Below are 18,676 nucleotides of genomic sequence, written 5' to 3' on the forward strand. Positions count from 1 at the left end.
CGTCAAACCGATCCGCGGCGGGCCAGTCGCCCGGCGGTGAAGGCGTCGACGTCGACCTCGTCGAGGGAGGTCACCACCAGATCGGCGCCCGCGTCCTCGAGGTCGGCGGCGTCGTCGAAACGGGCGACACCGAGCGCCCACATGCCGCCGGCCTTCGCCGCCCGGATCCCGCTGATCGCGTCCTCGACGACCACGCACGCCTGGGCGGGCACCTCGAGTTCGTCGGCGGCGGTGAGGAACAGTTCCGGGTCGGGTTTGCCGTGGGCGACCGGGCGGCCGGACAGATCCGCGTCGAACCGGTCGAGCAGCGTCTCGCCAGGACGGTCGTGGGCGGGGACCGCCCGCAGGAACAGCCCGGCATTCTTCGACGAGGACGCCGCGGCCACCGCGATCCCCGCCGCCTGCACGGCCGCGACGAAGCGCACCCCGTCGTCGTAGGCGCGGAACCGGCGCTCGTCGATCAACCGCAGCAACCGGGCCTGCTTGCGCTGGGCGTAGTCCACCGCGCGGCGCTCGGCGTCGGGCACCGCGAAGTATTCGAGCGCGGCGCGGGCGCCGTCCATCCGCGGCCGACCCGACAGCCCCTGCCGGTACACCGCCGCGGTGAACGCGTCGTCGGTCCAGGAGGTCTCGGGTTGCAGGTCGCGCCAGTCGCCGGTCATCAACTCCGCCAGCGCTTCCCGCCACGCCGTCTCGTGCGGTGAATCGACGAGCACCCCGTCGACGTCGAAGATCACCGCACGGAACCGCGACTGCGTCTCGGGCACGATGTCCTCCTCGCGGTCAGGCGGGGACGGCGGCGAGCCGGAACTCGTGCGACTCGCCGGCGCCGAGCTCGACGAGTTCGCCGTCCACCGCGACCTGCACCGGCACCCGGAAGCCCTCGGTCTCGGCGCGCACCGACAGCTTGTCGCCGTCGATCCGCACCCGCAGGGGAGTGCCGCGGTACCGCATGGAGAACGACACCCCGTCGAGGTGCGAGACGAGCTTGGGCCGGAAGACGAGCACGTCGCCGTACGCGCGGGCACCGACGTAGTAGCGCTGCACCAGATCGAGGGTGCCGCCCATGACCCCCATGTGGATGCCTTCCTTGGTGGTGCCGCCCTGCAGGTCGCTGACATCGCTCTCGAGCGCGAGCTTGAACCGCAGCCACGACGACTGCGGATCGAAGGTCGCGAGCACACCGGCGAACGTCACGTGACTGAGCGTCGAGCCGTGCGAGGTGCGCTGGTCGTAGTAGTCGACGGTGCGGCGCACGAGGTCGCGATCGTAGGGATAGCCGAGCTGTTCGAACACCTGCCGCAGCTCGGCGTCGTCGAACAGGAAGAACAGCATCACCGTGTCGGCCTGCTTGGCCACCTTGTAGGCATCCGGGTCGCGGCCCTCCGCCCGCAGGATGCGGTCCATCCGACCGATGTTGCCGTACTTCGTGCGGTAGTGCTCCCAGTCGAGTTCCTCGAGATCCTCGTAGCCCTCGAACTGGCTGATCACCCCGTCGTGGTAGGGCACGAACATTCTCCGGCTCATCTCCGACCAGGTGCGCAGTTCCTCGTCGGTGACCCGCAACCGGGCCCGCAGGGCCGTGCGCCGGCTCTTCGACAACACCTCGAAGACGTCCAGGGCGCGCGCCGCGATCCACGCGACCATCACGTTGGTGTACGCGTTGTTGCGCAGACCGCCCTCGGTGGCTCCCGGATACCGTTCGTGGAACTCGTCCGGGCCCATCACCCCATGGATCTCGTAGCGGTCCCGGTCGGGGTTGTAGTGCGCGATCGACGCCCAGAACCGCGCGATCTCGAGCATCATCTCGGCGCCGTAGTCGGCCAGGAAGTCGACGTCGTCGGTGGCCTGATAGTAGTGCCACACGTTGTAGAAGATCGCGGCGCTGACGTGACGCTGGTTCCGGCTCAAGTCCGGATCCCATTGCCCCGACATCGGATTGAGATGCACCGTCTGGGTCTCCTCCGTGCCGTCGCTGCCGCTCTGCCAGGGGAACATCGCGCCGCGGTAACCGGCCTCGCTCGCCGCGGCCTGCGCCTCGCCCAACCGGCGGTAACGGTAGAGGATCAGTCCCTTGGTGATCTCGGGGACCCGCATGTTCAGGAAGGGATAGACGAACATCTCGTCCCAGAACACGTGCCCGCGATAAGCCTCGCCGTTGAGTCCGCGCGCCGGCACTCCCGCGTCGAGGCGCGCGGTGTGCCGTGAGCAGACCTGCAGCACGTGCGAGACGTGCAGACGCAACAGCAACTGCGCGCGCGGCTCCCGCGGCAGCCGGATGTCGCAGATGTCCCACAACTCGTCCCAGGCCGCGACGTGCTCGTCGTACGCCTCGGCGAAATCCGGATAGCGCAACACGTGCCGGCCCGCCGACGCGAGGGGCTCGGTGATCGCGTCGTCGCGGGAGGTGAACATCGCCACCATCTTCTCGATGCGTACCGTCGAGCCCTCGGCGATGTCGAAGGAGAGGACCTGCTGGATGTAGTCCTCCATCTGGTACAGATCGCGGTCGACGAGCATCGCCCCGCACGAGCCCTCCCGGAACACCCGGGTGCGGGCGGCCTGGGCGATGTAGGTGTCGGACTGGCGGATCTGCACCTTCAGCGCGATCGTCTCGGGGCCGTAGGTGCGCGGCGAGACCGGATCGAGGTGCCGTGCCTCGAGATCGCGGTAGCGGGCCACGGCGCGGTTGGAGACCCGGCCGTCGAGGGCGGTGACGATCTCGACCCGCCCCGACCAGTTCTCCGGGGTCAGCGACCATTCGAGCGCCCCCTGGTTCGGATGCTCCATGCTCACGAACCGCCTGCTGCACAGCGACGTCTCGCGGCCGTGCCGATCCCGGAACCGCAGTTCGCGGACCACGGTGGCGGTGCGGATGTCGTAGACGTGCCGGTAGTCGAGGATCTCCACCTGTGCCAGGCGGATCGCCTCGCCGCCGTCGATGCGCAGCTTCAGCACGAGCCAGTTCGGGAGGTTGACCAGATCCTCGTTCAGGACCGGGCTGCCACCCATGATGGTGGTCTCGCGGTTGTAGCAACGATGCGCGTAGGTCCCCGGATAATGGACCTCGCCCATGTCTTCCCACTCGGCGGTGCCGCGTGAACAGAAGTAGCCGTTGCCCGTCGAGGTCAGGGCTTCGCGCAGGGGTTCGTCGTCTGGATCGAAACCGTCGTAGTCGAGGGTGAACTCCGGGTCGTACACGCGAACCTCCTGGCGGGTCGTACTCGACACGAACTGTCCGGCGGTGCTGTCACCCGGCGGCGCTGTCATCTACCCAGGGCCGACAGGAAACGTTCGACGTCGTCGACCGACGCGAGGACGAACTCGGCGTCGGTGCGGCGTCCGGCCATCTCCGGGTCGTCGGGGCTGCCGACGAGGATCCCGATGCCGCGACCCCGCAACGCCCGGAAGGCGTCCTCGTCGGTGATGTCGTCGCCGAGATAGAGCGGCACGACGTCGTCGGAGGCGAGACCGAGGACCTCGATCAGGTGCAGAACCGCCTTGCCTTTGTTCCAGTCCACGGCCGGTTTGAGTTCGTAGACCATCTTTCCCGGCACCACGGCGAGCCGGTCGGGGTTCTCCTGCAACAGCGTCTCGACGATCGCACCCACCCGGTCGTGCACCTCGGGGGAGGCCTGCCGGTAGTGCACGGCAACCGACGCGCGCTTCGGTTCGATGCCGACACCGTCGAGACCGTCCAGGCGGGTGCGCAGGGTCTCGGTGGTCTCGGTGATCAGATCGGTGAAGTCGGTGAGGACGTCGTGGGCGATCTGCCCGTGGGTGGGGCTCCAGATGTCGAAACCGTGGCTGCCGGCGACGACGAGATCGTCGACCCCCATGAGCTGCTGGACGACGTCGCGGTCGCGGCCGGTGACGATGCACACCGACACGCGGTCGGCGAGTTCACGGACGGTGCGGCGCATGGCATCCGACCACACCGCGTCCTCGGGACGGGCGACGATCGGGGTGAGCACACCGTCGTAGTCGAGGAAGACCGCGGGCCGGCGGCCCGCGAGACGATCGGACAGAGCGGCGCCGTCGAGTGCCGACGGTAGGTCCTCCACGGTGCGCGGCGCGGTCATCTGATCGGTACTCCTGTCGTCGCGGCGACCCGTCATGGTTCGCACCGTACACAAAGATCGAAAGGCTCGGCCGTGGATCCGGGGAGGGGGATCGGCCGGATGCAGCGGTCAGCGGACCGGGCGTCGCCAGTGCTCGTCCGCGGTGAGCCGGGAGCGGACGTGTTCGGCGGCATCGTCGTTGCGGAACGGGCCGGCCAGCAGGTCGGCGTAGACGTGTGAGACGGCGGCATGGCGCAGTCCGCCGCGACGGTCCATCCGTTCGAAGATCACCGGCGACCAGGGGATCGCCACCACGACGTCGCCGCCGTGCTCGACCGGGCGCAGGCCGAGACTGTCGGCGAAGTCGTCGGGGTCGTCGGCGTAGACCTCGAGCAGCGTCGGGGCCGCGTAGTCGGTGGCGCCGACGCCGGTGAGCGCGTAGGGGATGTCGATGCGTTCGGCCAGTCGCGCGCGGGTCGCGGTGACGCCCTCGGGGGCGGTGAACCGGCGGACCGCGCACACCTTCCGCTCGGCGGCCCAGGCCCGCAGCATCGGTTCCCAGCGCACCTCGACGATCGGGCCGCGCGGGACCCGGCGCACGAGCTCACGTTCGACGAGCACCTCGACGACGCGGTAGGTCGCGCCGGTGGACGCGCCGGACAGCTTGATCAGTTCCGGGACGGAGATCTCCCCGACGTGATCGGCGAGTGCGCGCACCACGCGGTCGGACGGTTCGCCGGTGAGCACCCCGGACGGGCGGCCCGGGCCGCGCCACGGGTCGGCGTCGGCGCCGCGGTCGCGGACCCACACCGCCGGGCGGTCGGCGACGAGCGAGAGGTTGCCGGTCGCGTCGGCGTAGGAGATGCCGTGCCGGTCGAGCTGGCGGCGCACCGGATCGGACAGATAGTGGGCGCACACGAAGCCGCGGTCGGAGTCGGACAGGTCGGCGGCGATGCGCGCGACGTCGCCGGAGAGCACACCTCGGGAGGCGACCACGGAGAAGGACACGGTGTCGCCGTCGGGGGCGGAGACGAGCATCCGGGTGGGTGCCTCGGGGGAGCGGGGGCGGTCGCTCGACAGCGACCAGCCGAGCGGCAGGCACGCCTCGAGTCGGGCGGTGGCGCGACGGTAGATGTCGATGTACCGCTCGGGGCGGGGACCGATGGTGTTCTCGGGGGCGGGAGCCGACTGTGTCACATCCACCACCGTAGTCACTCTGTGCATGACGGAAAAGAGAAATAATCGAAATCCCATAGGGCGGAACAGCCCCTCTCCCGCACCGCAAACTATGACGCGGCATGCGCTAGTTTCGTGACCATGACCGACATCACCGGGCGCATCGCGTTCGTTCAGGCGACCTGGCACCGCACCATCGTCGACCAGGCACGTACAGGCTTCACCGAGGAGATCACCCGCCTCGGCGTCTCGCAGGACGCCCTGGACTTCTTCGAGGTCCCCGGCGCCTTCGAGATCCCGCTGCACGCCAAGCGGCTGGCGAAGACCGGGCGCTACGACGCGATCGTCGCGGCCGGGCTGGTCGTCGACGGCGGCATCTACCGGCACGACTTCGTCGCCACCGCGGTGATCGACGGCCTGATGCGCGTCCAGCTCGACACCGATGTGCCGGTCTTCTCCGTCGTGCTCACCCCGCACAACTTCCACGAGCACGACGAGCACGTCGAGTACTTCACGCGGCACTTCGTCAAGAAGGGCGCCGAGGCGGCTCGCGCCGTCGACGCCACGGTGCGCTCGCTGCGCGCGCTGCCGACCGGAGACTGAGCCCCGGTCGGCAGCGCGCGTCGGATCAGCGTGCGCTGCCGGAGGGATTCTTCGCCGCCGAGTCCTCGCCGGCCGCTGCCTGGTTCGGAGCCTCGGTGCGCCGACGGTAGGCCGCCCGCGCGGTCTCGTCGGTGTTCAGTGCCAGCGACTGCAGACCGAATGCCGCGGTGATGCGGTGACGGGTCGCTTCCGGCACCGCCTTCCGCGCTCCGAGGATCGCGCCCGCCGTGCGGGGCACGTACCGCAGGCCGGGACGAGCCGTCGCGATCACCTGCACGATCGCGGCGGCGACCTCGTCCGGGCCGATCACGGCGTGCTCGGTCGCGGAGTACACCGTGAGGCCGGGGGCGCCTTCGATGCCCACGACGGAGCCGAGATTGACGATGTGTCCGTAGCCCTGTTCGGTGAACCGCGCCGCGGCCGGCTTCGAACCGAGGATCACACCGCGGACGTTGATGTCGATCTGCCGGTCGGTGACCGAGTCGGTCTCCTCGAGGAACGCGCCGGTGGGCATGATACCGGCGTTGTTGACGAGCACGTCGATCCCGCCGAACTCCATGTGGGCCAGGCTGAGGAATTCGTCGAAGGACCCTCGGTCGGTGACGTCCAGAGGCCACCGGAACACCGTGGTGCCGAAGCGCGCATCGATCCGGGCGGCGGTGCACGGGATCTTCGGTTACGCCCTGATGAGCTGTGCGACGGTGCGCGACGGCATCGAGGTGGGCACCCGTTTCTTCGATCTCACCTTCGCCTTCTCGCGCGCCGCCCTGGAGTATGCGGGCGACGAAGTCCGCTTCTGCCTCGACGACCGGCACGTGCCGGCGCAGCTGCGGGGCTTCCTGCTGGAGCGCGACGTCCCGGGGATTCTCGCCCATTGGGGTGCGCTGTGGGGGCAGCCGTCCGAGATCCGTCGCATCGAGGTGGCCGAATCGCTCGGTGAGCGGATCGCGCCGGTGTTTCGCGACCGGGGGTTCCTGGTGAAGACGACGGCGTCGACGCATGCGGTGGTAGTGGACGCGCGGGCGTTGGACCGGCCCATGCCGACCACGAGCCCGGAGGCCGCCGCCGTACTGCTGCGGGAGTGCGCGGAACTGCTGCAGCGCAGACAGAACCACGGCGAGCTCGGCGCCCGCGTGCGGGAAGTGCTGCTGCGCCGGGCCGCGGAGGGCCCCACGCAGGACCAGGTGGCCGAGACGCTGGGGGAGGAGGGGGGCCTCGTACCGGGCGATCGTGGCCGAGACGCTGGGGGAGGAGGGGGGCCTCGTACCGGGCGATCGTGGCCGAGACGCTGGGGGACGATGGCGGGGGAGCTGCTGGATGCGGGCCTGCCGGTGGAGAGGGTGGCGCACCGTCTGGGCTACGCCGATGCGTCGAGCTTCTCGGTGGCGTTCCAGCGGTGGACCGGCCGGACGCCGGGTGGGCGAGGATGGGAGAGACGCTCGGTCTGAGGCGACTGCGGGACCGGTTCGAGAGCTCTTGGAGATATTCTGAATAATACGGAAATCATAGAAAATCAGAATCTATCCTCCTTCAGGACCTACTCACCGCACAGCGGGGCACCAGCTACCAACCACCAAACTTGCCAGGAGAACGTCGGTGTCAGCGGCTCGATGCCTCAGGGCGTCGAGCCATGGCCAGGGGAACGAGCACACCGAGCAGCGCGGCAGGCAGCAGGAACGCGAGGACCGGGTCGGCGCCGTACACCGGCGTCAGCAGGAGAGGGGAGAAGGCCGCACCGCCGAAGCGGAAGGCCTGCACGACGGACACCGCGCCACCGCGGTTGCCGCCCGGCCCACCGAGCACCGCGGCGTTGACCCCGACGAGGATGAACTGCGAAGCGATACCTGCCAGGAACCACGCGACGCCGAGCACGACGAGCCACGGGACGGTACCGACGACCACGACCAGCGCTGCGCCGCTCACCGCGCCGATGAGCACGATCGCGCGGGCACCGACGCGGTCGATGAGCATCCCGACCGGCCGGGAACTGAGGATGCCGGCGAGTCCGAACACGGTGAGTACCACGCCGCGTTCGGACGGGGACAACCCGAAGTCGTCCTCGACCCGGAAGGCGAGGAGGAATCCGAGTCCGCCGAGCGCACCCCAACCGAGCAATGCGACCAGCCCGATACGCAGGACGCGCGGGGTCAGCGCGTCGCGCAGTCGGACCCGAGTGGTACCGGACGGGTCGTCGCGCACCGATTCGGGCAGGCCGGCGAGCGCCAGGAGCAGCGCGGCGCCGGCAAGCACGACGAACGCCCATCTCCAGCTCACCTCGGCGGCGAGACCGCCGATCAGTGGGGCGACGGTTTGGCCGGCGGCCTGCATCGCCCCGAACAATCCGAGAGCGCGGCCGAGCCTGTCCTTCGGGGTGATAACGGCCAGCGCCGCGAGCAGCAGCGGAGTGGTGAACGCGTTGGCCGCGCCCTGCAGCATGCGGGTGCCGATGAGCACCGAGAAGGTCGGCGCCAGCGCCGCGGCGATCGAGACCGCCGCGTAGACGAGATAGGCGGTGCGCACGGTGCGGACGCGTCCCCACCGTGCGCCGAGCGTGCCGGAGAACAGCATCGCGGCGGCGAACACACCGAGATAGGCGGTGACCGTCGTCGCGGCTGTGCCGGTGGACACACCGGTGTCGGCGCCGATCTCCGGCAGCATCGACACGACGACACTGCCGCCGAAGGGACCGAGGAAGCCGCCCGCGTACAGCGCCGTGCGCTGCAGCGGTTCGCGCAGATCCCTCACTTGTTGAAGCCGCCGGGGCCCCGTCGCCGCAGATAGCGTTCGAACTCGGCGGCGAGGGCGTCGCCGTCGATCTTGGCGATGACCTCGGAGATGTCCTCCTCGGCCTCGGCGTCGCCGCGCTCCTCGAGGGTGCGCACGTACTCGGCGATCTCCTCGTCGTCCTCGATCATGTCGGTGACGGTCTGTTCCCACTCCTCGGCGAGGAGGGGGAGTTCGCCAAGGGGCACCTCGAGGTCGAGGACGTCCTCGACGCGGCGCAGCAGCGCCACGGTGGCCTTGGGGTTCGGCGGGTTGGACACATAGTGGGGGATCGCCGCCCAGAACGACACCGCGGGGATGCCCGCGCGGACGAAGGCGTCCTGCAGCACGCCGGTGATCCCGGTGGGTCCTTCGTAGCGGGAGGTCTGCAGCTTGAAGCGTTCGGCGGCCTCGGAGCTGTAGGCGGTGCCGGTCACCGGGACCGGGCGGGTGTGCGGGGTGTCGGCGAGTAGTGCGCCGAGCAGGACGACGGTGTGGACCTCGAACTCGTCGACGAGTTCGATGATGGCGTCGCAGAAGCTGCGCCAGCGCATGCTCGGCTCGATGCCGTGCAGGAGGACGATGTCGCGGTCGCTGCCGGGCGGGGAGCACAGCGACAGCCGGGTGGTGGGCCAGTCGATCTCGCGGGTGCCCCCGTCGACGAGCCGCACCTGCGGCCGGTTGACCTGGTAGTCGTAGTACTCCTCGGAGTCCAGCTCCGCGAACGGCTCGGCGTCCCAGATCAACTCGAGGTGTTCGACGGCGCCGCTGGCGGCGTCGCCGGCGTCGTTCCACCCTTCGAAGGCGGCGACGAGCACCGGATCGCGCAGGACGGGGACGTCCTGGTCCGGGGTCTCGGGAAACTCTGGTGTACTCACTCGTCCAGCCTACGACCCGGCCCGATCCGGGCGCCCACTAGTCTGAAGGGCATGTCCACCCCACTTCATTCTGTCCTGCTCGATGCGCTGAGCCAGCGCGTTGTCATCGGAGACGGGGCGATGGGCACCATGTTGCAGGCCGCGGATCTGTCGCTCGACGACTTCCGCGGTTTGGAGGGGTGCAACGAGATCCTCAACGAATCTCGTCCCGATGTGATCCGGGGGATCCACCGGGCGTACTTCGAGGCCGGCGCCGATGTCGTCTCGACGAACACCTTCGGCTGCAACCTGCCCAACCTCGCCGACTACGACATCGCCGACCGCATCCGTGAGCTGTCCGAGCTCGGTCCCCGCCTCGCCCGCGAGGTCGCCGACGAGATGGGTCCCGGCGCCGACGGCATGGCCCGGATGGTGATCGGGTCGATGGGTCCGGGTACGAAGCTGCCCACCCTCGGCCACGCGCCGTTCGCTGCGCTGCGCGACGCCTACGGTGAGGCGGCGCTGGGCATGCTCGACGGTGGTGCCGACGCGATCCTGGTGGAGACCTGTCAGGACCTGTTGCAGGCGAAGGCCGCGATCATCGGTAGCAAGCGGGCGATGGAGCAGGCCGGTCGCCGGATCCCGATCGTTACCCACGTGACAGTGGAGACCACCGGCACGATGCTGCTCGGTTCCGAGATCGGTGCCGCGCTGACCGCCCTCGAGCCGCTCGGCATCGACCTGATCGGGTTGAACTGCGCGACCGGTCCGGCGGAGATGAGCGAGCACCTGCGGTATCTGTCGCAGCACGCGACGATCCCGGTGTCGGTGATGCCGAATGCGGGTCTGCCGGTGCTGGGCGCGAACGGCGCCGAGTACCCGCTGCAGCCGGAGGAGCTCGCCGAGGCCCTGGCAGGTTTCGTCTCCGAGTACGGGTTGACCTTCGTCGGTGGCTGCTGCGGCACCACCCCCGAGCACATCCGGCAGGTTGCGGCGGCGGTGCGGGGGGTGCAGCCGGCGCCGCGCGCCGCGCAGCCGGAGCCGGGTGTGTCGTCGCTGTATACCTCGGTGCCGTTCGAGCAGGACGCGTCGATCCTGATGATCGGTGAGCGGACCAACACGAACGGGTCGAAGGCGTTCCGGGAGGCGATGCTCGCCGCGGACTGGCAGAAGTGCCTGGACATCGCGAAGGATCAGATCCGCGACGGTGCGCACATGCTTGATCTGAACGTCGACTATGTCGGGCGTGACGGGGCGGCGGACATGGCGGAGCTGGCGTCGCGGTTCGCGACGTCGTCGACGTTGCCGATCATGATCGACTCGACGGAGCCGGACGTGATCAAGGCGGGTCTCGAGCATCTCGGTGGTCGGTGTGCGGTGAACTCGGTGAACTACGAGGACGGCGACGGTCCGGGTTCGCGGTTCGAGCGGATCATGGAGCACGTCGTCGAGCACGGCGCGGCGGTGGTCGCGTTGACGATCGACGAGGAGGGCCAGGCCCGCACCGCCGAGCACAAGGTGCGCATCGCCGAGCGGTTGATCGCGGATCTGACCGGTCGGTGGGGGTTGTCGCCGCAGGACATCATCGTCGATGCGTTGACCTTCCCGATCTCGACGGGTCAGGAGGAGGTGCGGCGCGATGCGATCGAGACGATCGAGGCGATCCGCCGCCTCCACGAGACGCATCCGGAGGTGCACTTCACGCTGGGCATCTCGAATGTGTCGTTCGGTCTGAATCCGGCGGCGCGGCAGGTGTTGAACTCGGTGTTCCTGAACGAGTGCACCGCGGCGGGTCTGGATACGGCGATCGTGCACGCGTCGAAGATTCTGCCGATGGCGCGGATCCCGGAGGAACAGCGGCAGGTCGCGCTGGATCTGGTGTACGACCGGCGCAGCGAGGGTTACGACCCGCTGCAGAAGCTGATGGAGCTGTTCGAGGGGGTGTCGGCGGCGTCGGCACGCGAGTCGCGGGCGCAGGAGCTGGCGGCGTTGCCGCTGTTCGAGCGGCTCGAGCGGCGCATCGTCGACGGCGAGCGCAACGGTCTCGAGGACGATCTGACCGAGGCGATGAGGACCCCCCCGCCGCTGGCGATCATCAACGACACGCTGCTGTCGGGCATGAAGACTGTCGGTGAGCTGTTCGGGTCGGGTCAGATGCAGTTGCCGTTCGTGCTGCAGTCCGCCGAAGTGATGAAGACCGCGGTGGCGTTCCTCGAGCCGCACATGGAGTCGACGGGCGACGAGGGCAAGGGCCGGATCGTGCTGGCGACGGTCAAGGGCGATGTGCACGACATCGGCAAGAACCTCGTGGACATCATCCTGTCGAACAACGGCTACGAGGTGGTCAACCTCGGCATCAAGCAGCCGATCGCGACGATCCTCGACGCGGCGGTGGACAAGCGCGCCGATGTGATCGGCATGTCGGGTCTGCTGGTGAAGTCGACGGTGGTGATGAAGGAGAACCTCGAGGAGCTCAACTCCCGCGGGGTCGCGGAGCAGTTCCCGGTGTTGCTCGGTGGTGCGGCGCTGACCCGCAGTTACGTCGAGAACGATCTGGCGGAGGTCTACGAGGGCAAGGTGTCCTACGCGCGCGATGCGTTCGAGGGTCTGTCGCTGATGGACCGGGTCATGGCCGAGAAGCGCGGTGAGGGTCCGGCGCCGGACAGTCCGGAGGCGATCGAGGCCGCCCGCAAGGCCGCCGAGCGCAAGGAGCGGCACGAGCGCAGCAAGCGGATCGCGGAGAAGCGCAAGGCCGCGGAAACGCCGGCGGAGATCCCCGAGCGCAGTGACGTCGCGAAGGATCTGCCGGTGCCGACGCCGCCGTTCTGGGGCACCCGGGTGATCAAGGGCATCCCGCTGGCCGACTATGCGGCGCTGGTCGACGAGCGTGCGCTGTTCCTGGGGCAGTGGGGCCTGCGCGGGCAGCGCGGTGGCGACGGCCCGAGCTACGAGGAGCTCGTGGAGACCGAGGGCCGGCCGCGGTTGCGGTACTGGCTGGACCGGTTGGCGACCGAGGGCATCCTGCAGCACGCGGCGGTGGTGTACGGCTACTTCCCGGCGGTGTCCGAGGGTGACGACGTGGTGGTGCTGACCGAGCCGCGCCCGGATGCTCCCGAGCGTTACCGGTTCACCTTCCCGCGGCAGCAGCGTTCGCGGTTCCTGTGCATCGCCGATTTCGTGCGGTCGCGGGAGGATGCGCTCGCGTCGGGCCAGGTGGATGTGTGGCCGTTCCAGTTGGTGACGATGGGGCAGCCGATCGCGGACTTCGCGAACGAGTTGTTCGCGTCGAATTCGTACCGCGACTATCTCGAGGTGCACGGCATCGGTGTGCAGCTGACCGAGGCGCTGGCCGAGTACTGGCATCGGCGGGTGCGGCAGGAGCTGGCGTTCGCCGAGGGCGGCACGGCCGCGGACGAGGATCCGGAGGAGGTCGCGGAGTACTTCAAGCTTGCCTACCGCGGTGCCCGGTTCGCGTTCGGTTACGGCGCGTGCCCGAATCTCGAGGACCGCATCAAACTGGTCGAGCTGCTCGAACCCGAGCGGATCGGGGTGGAGCTGTCGGAGGAGCTGCAGTTGCATCCCGAGCAGTCCACCGATGCGTTCGTGCTGCACCACCCGGAGGCGAAGTATTTCAATGTCTGATCGGGTGGAGGCGCCGCTCGCGGTGCAGACCGGTGCGCTGCGGGCGGTGCTGTGGGACATGGACGGCACCCTGCTCGAATCGGAACGCTTGTGGGACATCGGGATGCACGAGTTGTCGTTGCATCTCGGTGGGCCGATGAGCGACGAGACCCGCATCTCCACGATCGGGGGGCCGATGGATCTGGCGGTGCTGCGCACCTTCGCCGGGTTGGGTCTGGAACCGACCCCGGACGAGGCGGCGGCTGCGGCGGCGTGGCTGACCGACTACATGGGCCGGTTGTTCGCCGACGGGCTCACGTGGCGGCCCGGCGCGCAGGCCGCGCTGCGCACCGTCCGCGAGGCGGGACTGGGGTCGGTGCTGGTGACCAACACCGAGCGGGCGTTGTGTGAGGTGGCCCTCGCGACCCTGGGCCGTGAGCATTTCGATCATTCGGTGTGTGGCGACGAGGTGCCGGCCGGCAAACCCGATCCGGCGCCCTACCGTCGGGCTGCGGAGTTGCTCGGTCTGGATCCGGCGCAGTGTCTGGCGGTGGAGGATTCTCCGACCGGGGCGGCCGCGGCGGATTCGGCCGGGTGCACGGTGCTGGTGGTGCCGTCACTGGTGGATGTGCCCGGCTCGGAGCGGCGGGTGTTCCGGTCCACGCTCGAGGGGCTGAGCGCCGAGGATCTGCACGAGCTGCACGGTGCGGGGGTGCCCTGAGGTGGCGGTCCCGAAGATCGTGCTGTTCTACAAGTTCACCCCGTTGCCCGACCCGGAGGCGATCCGGTTGTGGCAGCACACCCTCGCGTCGTCGCTGGGGTTGACCGGGCGGATTCTCATCTCGGAGCACGGCATCAACGGCACCGTCGGCGGTGACATCGCCGACGTGAAGAAGTACGTGCGTGGCTTGCGCGGTTATGCGGCCTTCAAGGACACCGATATCAAGTGGTCCGACGGCACCGGCGACGACTTTCCGCGGCTGTCGGTGAAGGTACGTCCGGAGATCGTGACGTTCGGGGTGCCCGACGAGGTGAAGGTCGACGAGAACGGCATCGTCGACGGCGGCACCCATCTGTCGCCGCACGGCGTGCACGAGCTGGTCGCCGAGCGCGGCGACGAGGTGGTGTTCTTCGACGGCCGCAACCGCTTCGAGGCGCAGATCGGCCGGTTCCGGGATGCGATCGTGCCGGATGTCGCCACGACCCGCGATTTCGTCGCCGAGCTCGACAGCGGACGCTACGACCATCTCAAGAACCGCCCGGTGGTCACCTACTGCACCGGTGGGGTGCGCTGTGAGGTGCTGTCGGCGTTGATGCGCAATCGCGGGTTCGAAGAGGTCTACCAGCTCGACGGAGGCATCGTCCGCTACGGCGAGACCTTCGGAGACGAGGGCCTGTGGGAGGGTTCGCTGTACGTCTTCGACGGGCGGATGAACGTCGAGTTCAGCGCCGAGGCGCCGGTGATCGGCCGCTGCACCCTGTGCGGGACGCCGACCTCGCGGTACCGGAATCATCCGGATCTCCACGGCCGGGAGTTGACTCTGGTGTGCGAGGGCTGCGTCCCGGACCTCGTGGAGGCGTAGACCGGTGCGTGCTGCACCGCTGCCGGTGCGCGACGGGCTCGGCCCCGACCGCATCCGGATGCCCGCCGATGCCGACGCGGCCACGATCGTCGAGTTCCTGCAGGCCGGCCACCCCGAGGAGGACTGGGCGGCGCACATGGGGGCGGGGGAGTTGGTCGACGAGCACGGCCGCCGCGTCGACGCGTGCACGCCGTATCAGCCGACGCGGTTCGTGTACTTCTACCGCGATCCGCCGCCGGAGGTGCCGGTGCCGTTCCCGGTGCGCGTGTTGCATCGGGAGGACGGTCTCGTGGTGGTGGACAAGCCGCATTTCCTGGCGACGATCCCGCGCGGAGCGCACATCCGCGAGTCGGTGGTGGTGCGGTTGCGGCGCGAGCTGGAGTTGCCGCATCTGGTGCCGGTGCACCGGCTCGACCGGATGACCGCCGGGGTGCTGCTGTGCACGACGGATCCGGCATGGCGGCGGCCCTATCAGGAGCTGTTCGAGCGTCAGCGGGTGCGCAAGGTGTACGAGGCGGTCGCCGGTTATCGGTCCGACCTGTCGTTCCCGCAGGTGGTGCGCACGCGGATCGTCAAGCGGCACGGGGAGCCGACGGCCGAGCAGTTCGCCGACGAACCGAATTCGGAGACGCGCATCGAGCTGGTCGAGCGGCGTGGGGAGCTGGCCCGCTACCGGTTGTTCCCGCGCACCGGTCGCACCCACCAGCTGCGGCTGCATCTGGCGTCGTTGGGGGTGCCGATCGTGGGGGACAACTTCTATCCGTGGTTCCGGCGGCGCGACGCGGACGATTTCACCGATCCGCTGCGGTTGCTGGCGCGGTCGCTGGAGTTCACCGATCCGATCAGCGGGGTGGAGCGGCGGTTCGTCAGCGGGCGGGAACTCGAGTTCTGAGCGAGGGTCGGTGTCCTGGCTGTGGGGCCGGTGGCGGGGCATGAAACAATCGACCCCTGTGAAGACCTTCGATTCCCTGTTCGCCGAGCTGTCCGAACGCGCCGCGACCCGCCCCGAGGGCTCCGGCACCGTCGCCGCCCTGGACGCCGGCGTGCATTTCCAGGGCAAGAAGGTACTCGAAGAGGCCGGTGAGGTGTGGATCGCCGCCGAGTACCAGTCCGACGAGGAACTGTCCGAGGAGATTTCGCAGCTGCTGTACTGGGTGCAGGTGCTGATGGTGGGGCGGGGTCTGAAGCCCGAGGACGTCTACAAGCATCTGTGACGGCCGGTGGCCCGCTGTGCCGGTGCCGCCGTCCGTGCCCCCTGTAGATCCCTTCCTCGCTTCTGCTCGTCGTTCGAAAGGACCCAATCCGTCATGCTGCGCGTCGCAGTCCCCAACAAAGGTTCGCTGTCCGAGTCCGCCGCCGAGATCCTGCAGGAGGCCGGCTACCGTCGGCGCACCGACTCGCGGGATCTGACGGTCATCGACCCGGTCAACGACGTCGAGTTCTTCTTCCTGCGGCCGAAGGACATCGCGATCTACGTCGGTTCCGGCGAGCTGGATCTGGGGATCACCGGCCGCGACCTGGCGATGGATTCGGGGGCTCCGGTCACCGAGCGGTTGTCGCTGGGCTTCGGGTCCTCGCGTTTCCGGTACGCCGCGCCGAAGGGCCGCGACTGGTCGGTCGAGGATCTGCAGGGTCTGCGCATCGCCACCTCGTACGCGAATCTGGTGCGTCGTGATCTCGCCGCCCGCGGCATCGAGGCCGAGGTGATCCGGCTCGACGGTGCGGTGGAGATCTCCATCCAGCTCGGGGTCGCCGACGCGATCGCCGATGTGGTCGGCTCGGGCCGGACGTTGCGGCAGCACGATCTCGTCGCCTTCGGCGAGTCGTTGTGCGATTCGGAGGGTGTGCTGATCGAGCGGGAGGATTCGGATCGCTCGGATCGGGCCCGCAACCAGCTGATCGCCCGTCTCGAGGGTGTGGTCTTCGCGCAGCAGTACGTGATGATCGATTACGACTGCCCGAAGCACCTGCTCGAGCAGGCCGTGCAGGTCACGCCCGGTCTCGAGTCGCCGACGATCTCGCCGTTGGCGAACGAGAATTCGGTGGCGGTGCGGGCGATGGTGCCGCGCAAGGGCCACAACGCGGTGATGGACCGGCTCGCCGAGATCGGTGCCCGCGCGATCCTCGCGTCGAACATCCGCTCGTGCCGGGCGATGCGCGCCCCCGAATAGACGCGCACCGATCCCGACATCTTCCGGTGCGGTCCCGCTGATCAGCGGGACCGCACCTGCACGTTCTGGGCGATGCGGCCGAGCGCGCCGGTCTCGTCGTAGAGCAGACCGGCGGTCATGCCGACCCCGTCGGGTCCGACGGACATCTCCGCGGCGATCCCCACCCAGTCCTGTTCGCGGAACTCGGGGGCGCGGAACAGGTGCACGGTCAGTTCGGTGTTGAGGAAGGTGTACTCGCGGGGGTCGAGTTTGGATCCGACACCGTTGGCGACGTCGGCGACGCTCATCAACCGGTCGAGCCCGCTGGGGGTTTCGCCTTCCACGAGGGCGATCTCGCTGCGCACCCACGCCGACGACAGGCCGGGAGCGCCGAAGGGGACGATGATGCGCCATTCGACGGTGTCGATGTAGCCGCCCTTCCAGAAGACGTGCGGGGCGGTGGCTTCGAAGTGGTCGGGGGCGGGCAGCGGGGTTTCGGAGGTCCGCGCGACCTGCGGCAGGTCGATGGTTTCGAGGCGCCAGCCGGTGCCGCGCGCCACCGGGCGGTCGGTGCCGTCGGGGGCGGTGGCCCACAATTCGGCGACGACCAGTTCGATGCGGCGACCGGGTCGTTCGATGTGGGTGCGCACCTCGAGGTCGGTGAGGGGGACGGGGCCGAGCAGTTCGACGGTGAGCCGGCTCAGGCGGGTGTCGGGGCGGGGCCGGTGCCGGTCGATGGCGCGGGCGAGCAGCGCCGAGGGTGGGGCGCCGTGCTGCAGGTGCGGTCCCCAGGTGCTGACGGTGTGTTCGGTGGGGCGGAACACCGCGATCTCGACGTCGTCGACCGGGCCGGTGGGGGTGGTCGGCCGGGGGACCGGCACGTAGTAGGCGGCGTCGCTCACTCGGGATTCTCCTGCTGCTCGATGCGGTGGGGCGCGCCCGGTGTCGATTGCGTCGCAACGCCGTCGGCGGGATACGGCGGTGGGGTACCGCCGAACGCCGGGCACAATGCCCGATGATCGCACCACCGGCAGCCGGGACCGGGATTGGGGCGGAAGTCGCCGCTGGCGCGCAACTGCCGGATCGTCGCCCACATCGCCCGCACGATCCGTTCGAAGCGACGCAGTTCCTCGGGGTCGGGCCGGTAGTGCAGCACCTGACCGTCGCCGAGATACAGCAGCCGCAGCGAGGCCGGGACGATGCCGCGTTGCCGCCACACGATCAGCGCGTAGAACTTCAGCTGGAACAGCGCCGCCCGCTCGCCGCGCGGGGACGGGGCGCGGCCGGTCTTGTAGTCGACGACATGCACCGCACCGGTGGCGTCGACATCGAGGCGGTCGATGATGCCGCGCAGCGGGACGTCGCCGTCGAGGGTGGTCTCCACCCGCAGTTCGCAGCCGTCGGCGGTGACCGCGGTGGGGTCCTCGACGGTGAAGTAGGTGTCCAGCAGCGCGGCGGCCTCGGCGAGGAACCCCGCGTCGTCGGTGTCCACGCCCAGATCGGGGGTGGCGGCGAGGACCCGGGCCAGGGCGTCGGGCAGCAGGGTCTGCGCGGCGGTGGCGGTGCGGGCCGGTCCGTCGAGGCCGAACAACGCTTCGAGGGCGGCGTGCACGACGGTGCCGCGTGCCTGGGCGCGGGTCGGGGGTGCGGTGAGCCGGTCGACCGCCTTGAAGCGGTAGAGCAGCGGGCAGCGGGTGAAGTCGGCGGCCCGGGAGGGGGACAGGGCGACCGGCCGCGTCGTGTCGGTGGGGGGTGTGGGCGCAGCTGTGGTCACACCTGGCAGGCTAGGACGCGGGTCCGACACGGTGCCGGACCCGCGTGCCCGATCCCGGGTGCGGGGCTGGAACGAAGGTGGACACGGC

General features: G+C 69.4%; 17 protein-coding genes. 8 read left to right on the forward strand and 9 right to left on the reverse strand.

The annotated features are described in order from the left end of the window. Positions 1-2 precede the first annotated feature (2 nt). The 4 genes from IM25_RS17865 to IM25_RS17880 all read right to left on the reverse strand — a co-directional run bounded on the left by IM25_RS17865 (position 3) and on the right by IM25_RS17880 (position 5,258). Complete coding sequence (locus IM25_RS17865; RefSeq protein WP_065996209.1) at positions 3-767, reverse strand: HAD family hydrolase; 765 nt, start codon at positions 765-767, stop codon at positions 3-5. A 16-nt stretch (positions 768-783) separates the two neighbouring features. Further along, on the reverse strand, positions 784-3,201 hold the full coding sequence (locus IM25_RS17870) for a glycoside hydrolase family 65 protein (protein WP_198162506.1): 2,418 nt from the start codon (positions 3,199-3,201) through the stop codon (positions 784-786). 65 nt (positions 3,202-3,266) lie between these two features. Next, on the reverse strand, positions 3,267-4,118 hold the full coding sequence (gene otsB, locus IM25_RS17875; protein ID WP_230810854.1) for a trehalose-phosphatase: 852 nt from the start codon (positions 4,116-4,118) through the stop codon (positions 3,267-3,269). A 72-nt stretch (positions 4,119-4,190) separates the two neighbouring features. After that, positions 4,191-5,258, reverse strand: coding sequence for a helix-turn-helix domain-containing protein (locus tag IM25_RS17880; protein ID WP_006552155.1), 1,068 nt, complete (start codon positions 5,256-5,258; stop codon positions 4,191-4,193). 120 nt (positions 5,259-5,378) lie between these two features. On the opposite strand from IM25_RS17880, the gene IM25_RS17885 reads away from it, so the two are divergent. Further along, positions 5,379-5,840 carry a 6,7-dimethyl-8-ribityllumazine synthase gene (locus IM25_RS17885; RefSeq protein WP_006552156.1) on the forward strand — a complete coding sequence of 154 codons (462 nt, stop codon included), beginning with the start codon at positions 5,379-5,381 and terminating at the stop codon, positions 5,838-5,840. Positions 5,841-5,865: 25 nt separating this feature from the next. Here IM25_RS17885 and IM25_RS17890 read toward each other — a convergent pair whose 3' ends face one another. Continuing rightward, positions 5,866-6,465, reverse strand: a complete 600-nt coding sequence (locus IM25_RS17890) for an SDR family NAD(P)-dependent oxidoreductase (protein WP_006552157.1) — start codon at positions 6,463-6,465, stop codon at positions 5,866-5,868. On the opposite strand from IM25_RS17890, the gene IM25_RS17895 reads away from it, so the two are divergent. Then, a complete protein-coding gene (locus IM25_RS17895; protein WP_198162507.1) occupies positions 6,440-7,288 on the forward strand; it encodes an AraC family transcriptional regulator ligand-binding domain-containing protein in 849 nt (282 codons plus the stop codon). The two genes, IM25_RS17890 and IM25_RS17895, sit on opposite strands and share 26 nt — an antisense overlap. A 151-nt stretch (positions 7,289-7,439) precedes the next feature. On the opposite strand, the gene IM25_RS17900 is transcribed toward IM25_RS17895, so the two are convergent. Both IM25_RS17900 and IM25_RS17905 read right to left on the reverse strand, forming a co-directional pair. Further along, positions 7,440-8,585 carry an MFS transporter gene (locus IM25_RS17900; protein WP_033098341.1) on the reverse strand — a complete coding sequence of 382 codons (1,146 nt, stop codon included), beginning with the start codon at positions 8,583-8,585 and terminating at the stop codon, positions 7,440-7,442. Further along, positions 8,582-9,481: a PAC2 family protein gene (locus IM25_RS17905; RefSeq protein ID WP_065996211.1), complete on the reverse strand. Its 900-nt coding sequence runs from the start codon at positions 9,479-9,481 to the stop codon at positions 8,582-8,584. Before IM25_RS17905 ends, IM25_RS17900 begins: the two co-directional genes overlap by 4 nt. A 51-nt stretch (positions 9,482-9,532) precedes the next feature. Between IM25_RS17905 and metH the strand changes: the two genes are divergently transcribed. From metH to hisG, 6 genes are all read left to right on the forward strand, one after another. Then, positions 9,533-13,102 (forward strand): methionine synthase, encoded by a 3,570-nt coding sequence (metH, locus tag IM25_RS17910; protein WP_065996213.1) that lies wholly within the window; start codon positions 9,533-9,535, stop codon positions 13,100-13,102. Continuing rightward, positions 13,095-13,802 carry an HAD family hydrolase gene (locus IM25_RS17915; protein ID WP_033098343.1) on the forward strand — a complete coding sequence of 236 codons (708 nt, stop codon included), beginning with the start codon at positions 13,095-13,097 and terminating at the stop codon, positions 13,800-13,802. Before metH ends, IM25_RS17915 begins: the two co-directional genes overlap by 8 nt. Before the next feature lies 1 nt (position 13,803). Further along, positions 13,804-14,664, forward strand: a complete 861-nt coding sequence (gene trhO / locus IM25_RS17920; protein ID WP_019289517.1) for an oxygen-dependent tRNA uridine(34) hydroxylase TrhO — start codon at positions 13,804-13,806, stop codon at positions 14,662-14,664. Between the two features lie 4 nt (positions 14,665-14,668). Further along, entirely contained in the window at positions 14,669-15,556 is an 888-nt protein-coding gene (locus tag IM25_RS17925) for a pseudouridine synthase (RefSeq protein ID WP_033098344.1), read from the forward strand. Positions 15,557-15,596: 40 nt separating this feature from the next. Beyond that, positions 15,597-15,878 (forward strand): phosphoribosyl-ATP diphosphatase, encoded by a 282-nt coding sequence (locus tag IM25_RS17930; protein ID WP_172506045.1) that lies wholly within the window; start codon positions 15,597-15,599, stop codon positions 15,876-15,878. A gap of 93 nt (positions 15,879-15,971) precedes the next feature. Continuing rightward, a complete protein-coding gene (gene hisG / locus IM25_RS17935; RefSeq protein ID WP_006552165.1) occupies positions 15,972-16,835 on the forward strand; it encodes an ATP phosphoribosyltransferase in 864 nt (287 codons plus the stop codon). 41 nt (positions 16,836-16,876) lie between these two features. Here hisG and IM25_RS17940 read toward each other — a convergent pair whose 3' ends face one another. Beyond that, positions 16,877-17,716 (reverse strand): thioesterase family protein, encoded by an 840-nt coding sequence (locus IM25_RS17940; RefSeq protein WP_033098345.1) that lies wholly within the window; start codon positions 17,714-17,716, stop codon positions 16,877-16,879. Further along, positions 17,713-18,588 carry a RecB family exonuclease gene (locus tag IM25_RS17945; RefSeq protein WP_033098346.1) on the reverse strand — a complete coding sequence of 292 codons (876 nt, stop codon included), beginning with the start codon at positions 18,586-18,588 and terminating at the stop codon, positions 17,713-17,715. Before IM25_RS17945 ends, IM25_RS17940 begins: the two co-directional genes overlap by 4 nt. Positions 18,589-18,676 lie beyond the last annotated feature (88 nt).

Origin of the sequence: Rhodococcus sp. p52, assembly GCF_000763325.2 — a bacterium.
In the GTDB taxonomy this organism is placed as follows: domain Bacteria; phylum Actinomycetota; class Actinomycetes; order Mycobacteriales; family Mycobacteriaceae; genus Rhodococcus; species Rhodococcus pyridinivorans.

Bases quoted from the DNA above. Each gene is read 5' to 3' on its own strand.
- hisG (WP_006552165.1), top strand. From the start codon at position 15,972: ATGCTGCGCGTCGCAGTCCCCAACAAAGGTTCGCTGTCCGAGTCCGCC.
- metH (WP_065996213.1), top strand. From the start codon at position 9,533: ATGTCCACCCCACTTCATTCTGTCCTGCTCGATGCGCTGAGCCAGCGC.
- otsB (WP_230810854.1), bottom strand. From the start codon at position 4,118: ATGACGGGTCGCCGCGACGACAGGAGTACCGATCAGATGACCGCGCCG.
- IM25_RS17930 (WP_172506045.1), top strand. From the start codon at position 15,597: ATGAAACAATCGACCCCTGTGAAGACCTTCGATTCCCTGTTCGCCGAG.
- IM25_RS17915 (WP_033098343.1), top strand. From the start codon at position 13,095: ATGTCTGATCGGGTGGAGGCGCCGCTCGCGGTGCAGACCGGTGCGCTG.
- IM25_RS17885 (WP_006552156.1), top strand. From the start codon at position 5,379: ATGACCGACATCACCGGGCGCATCGCGTTCGTTCAGGCGACCTGGCAC.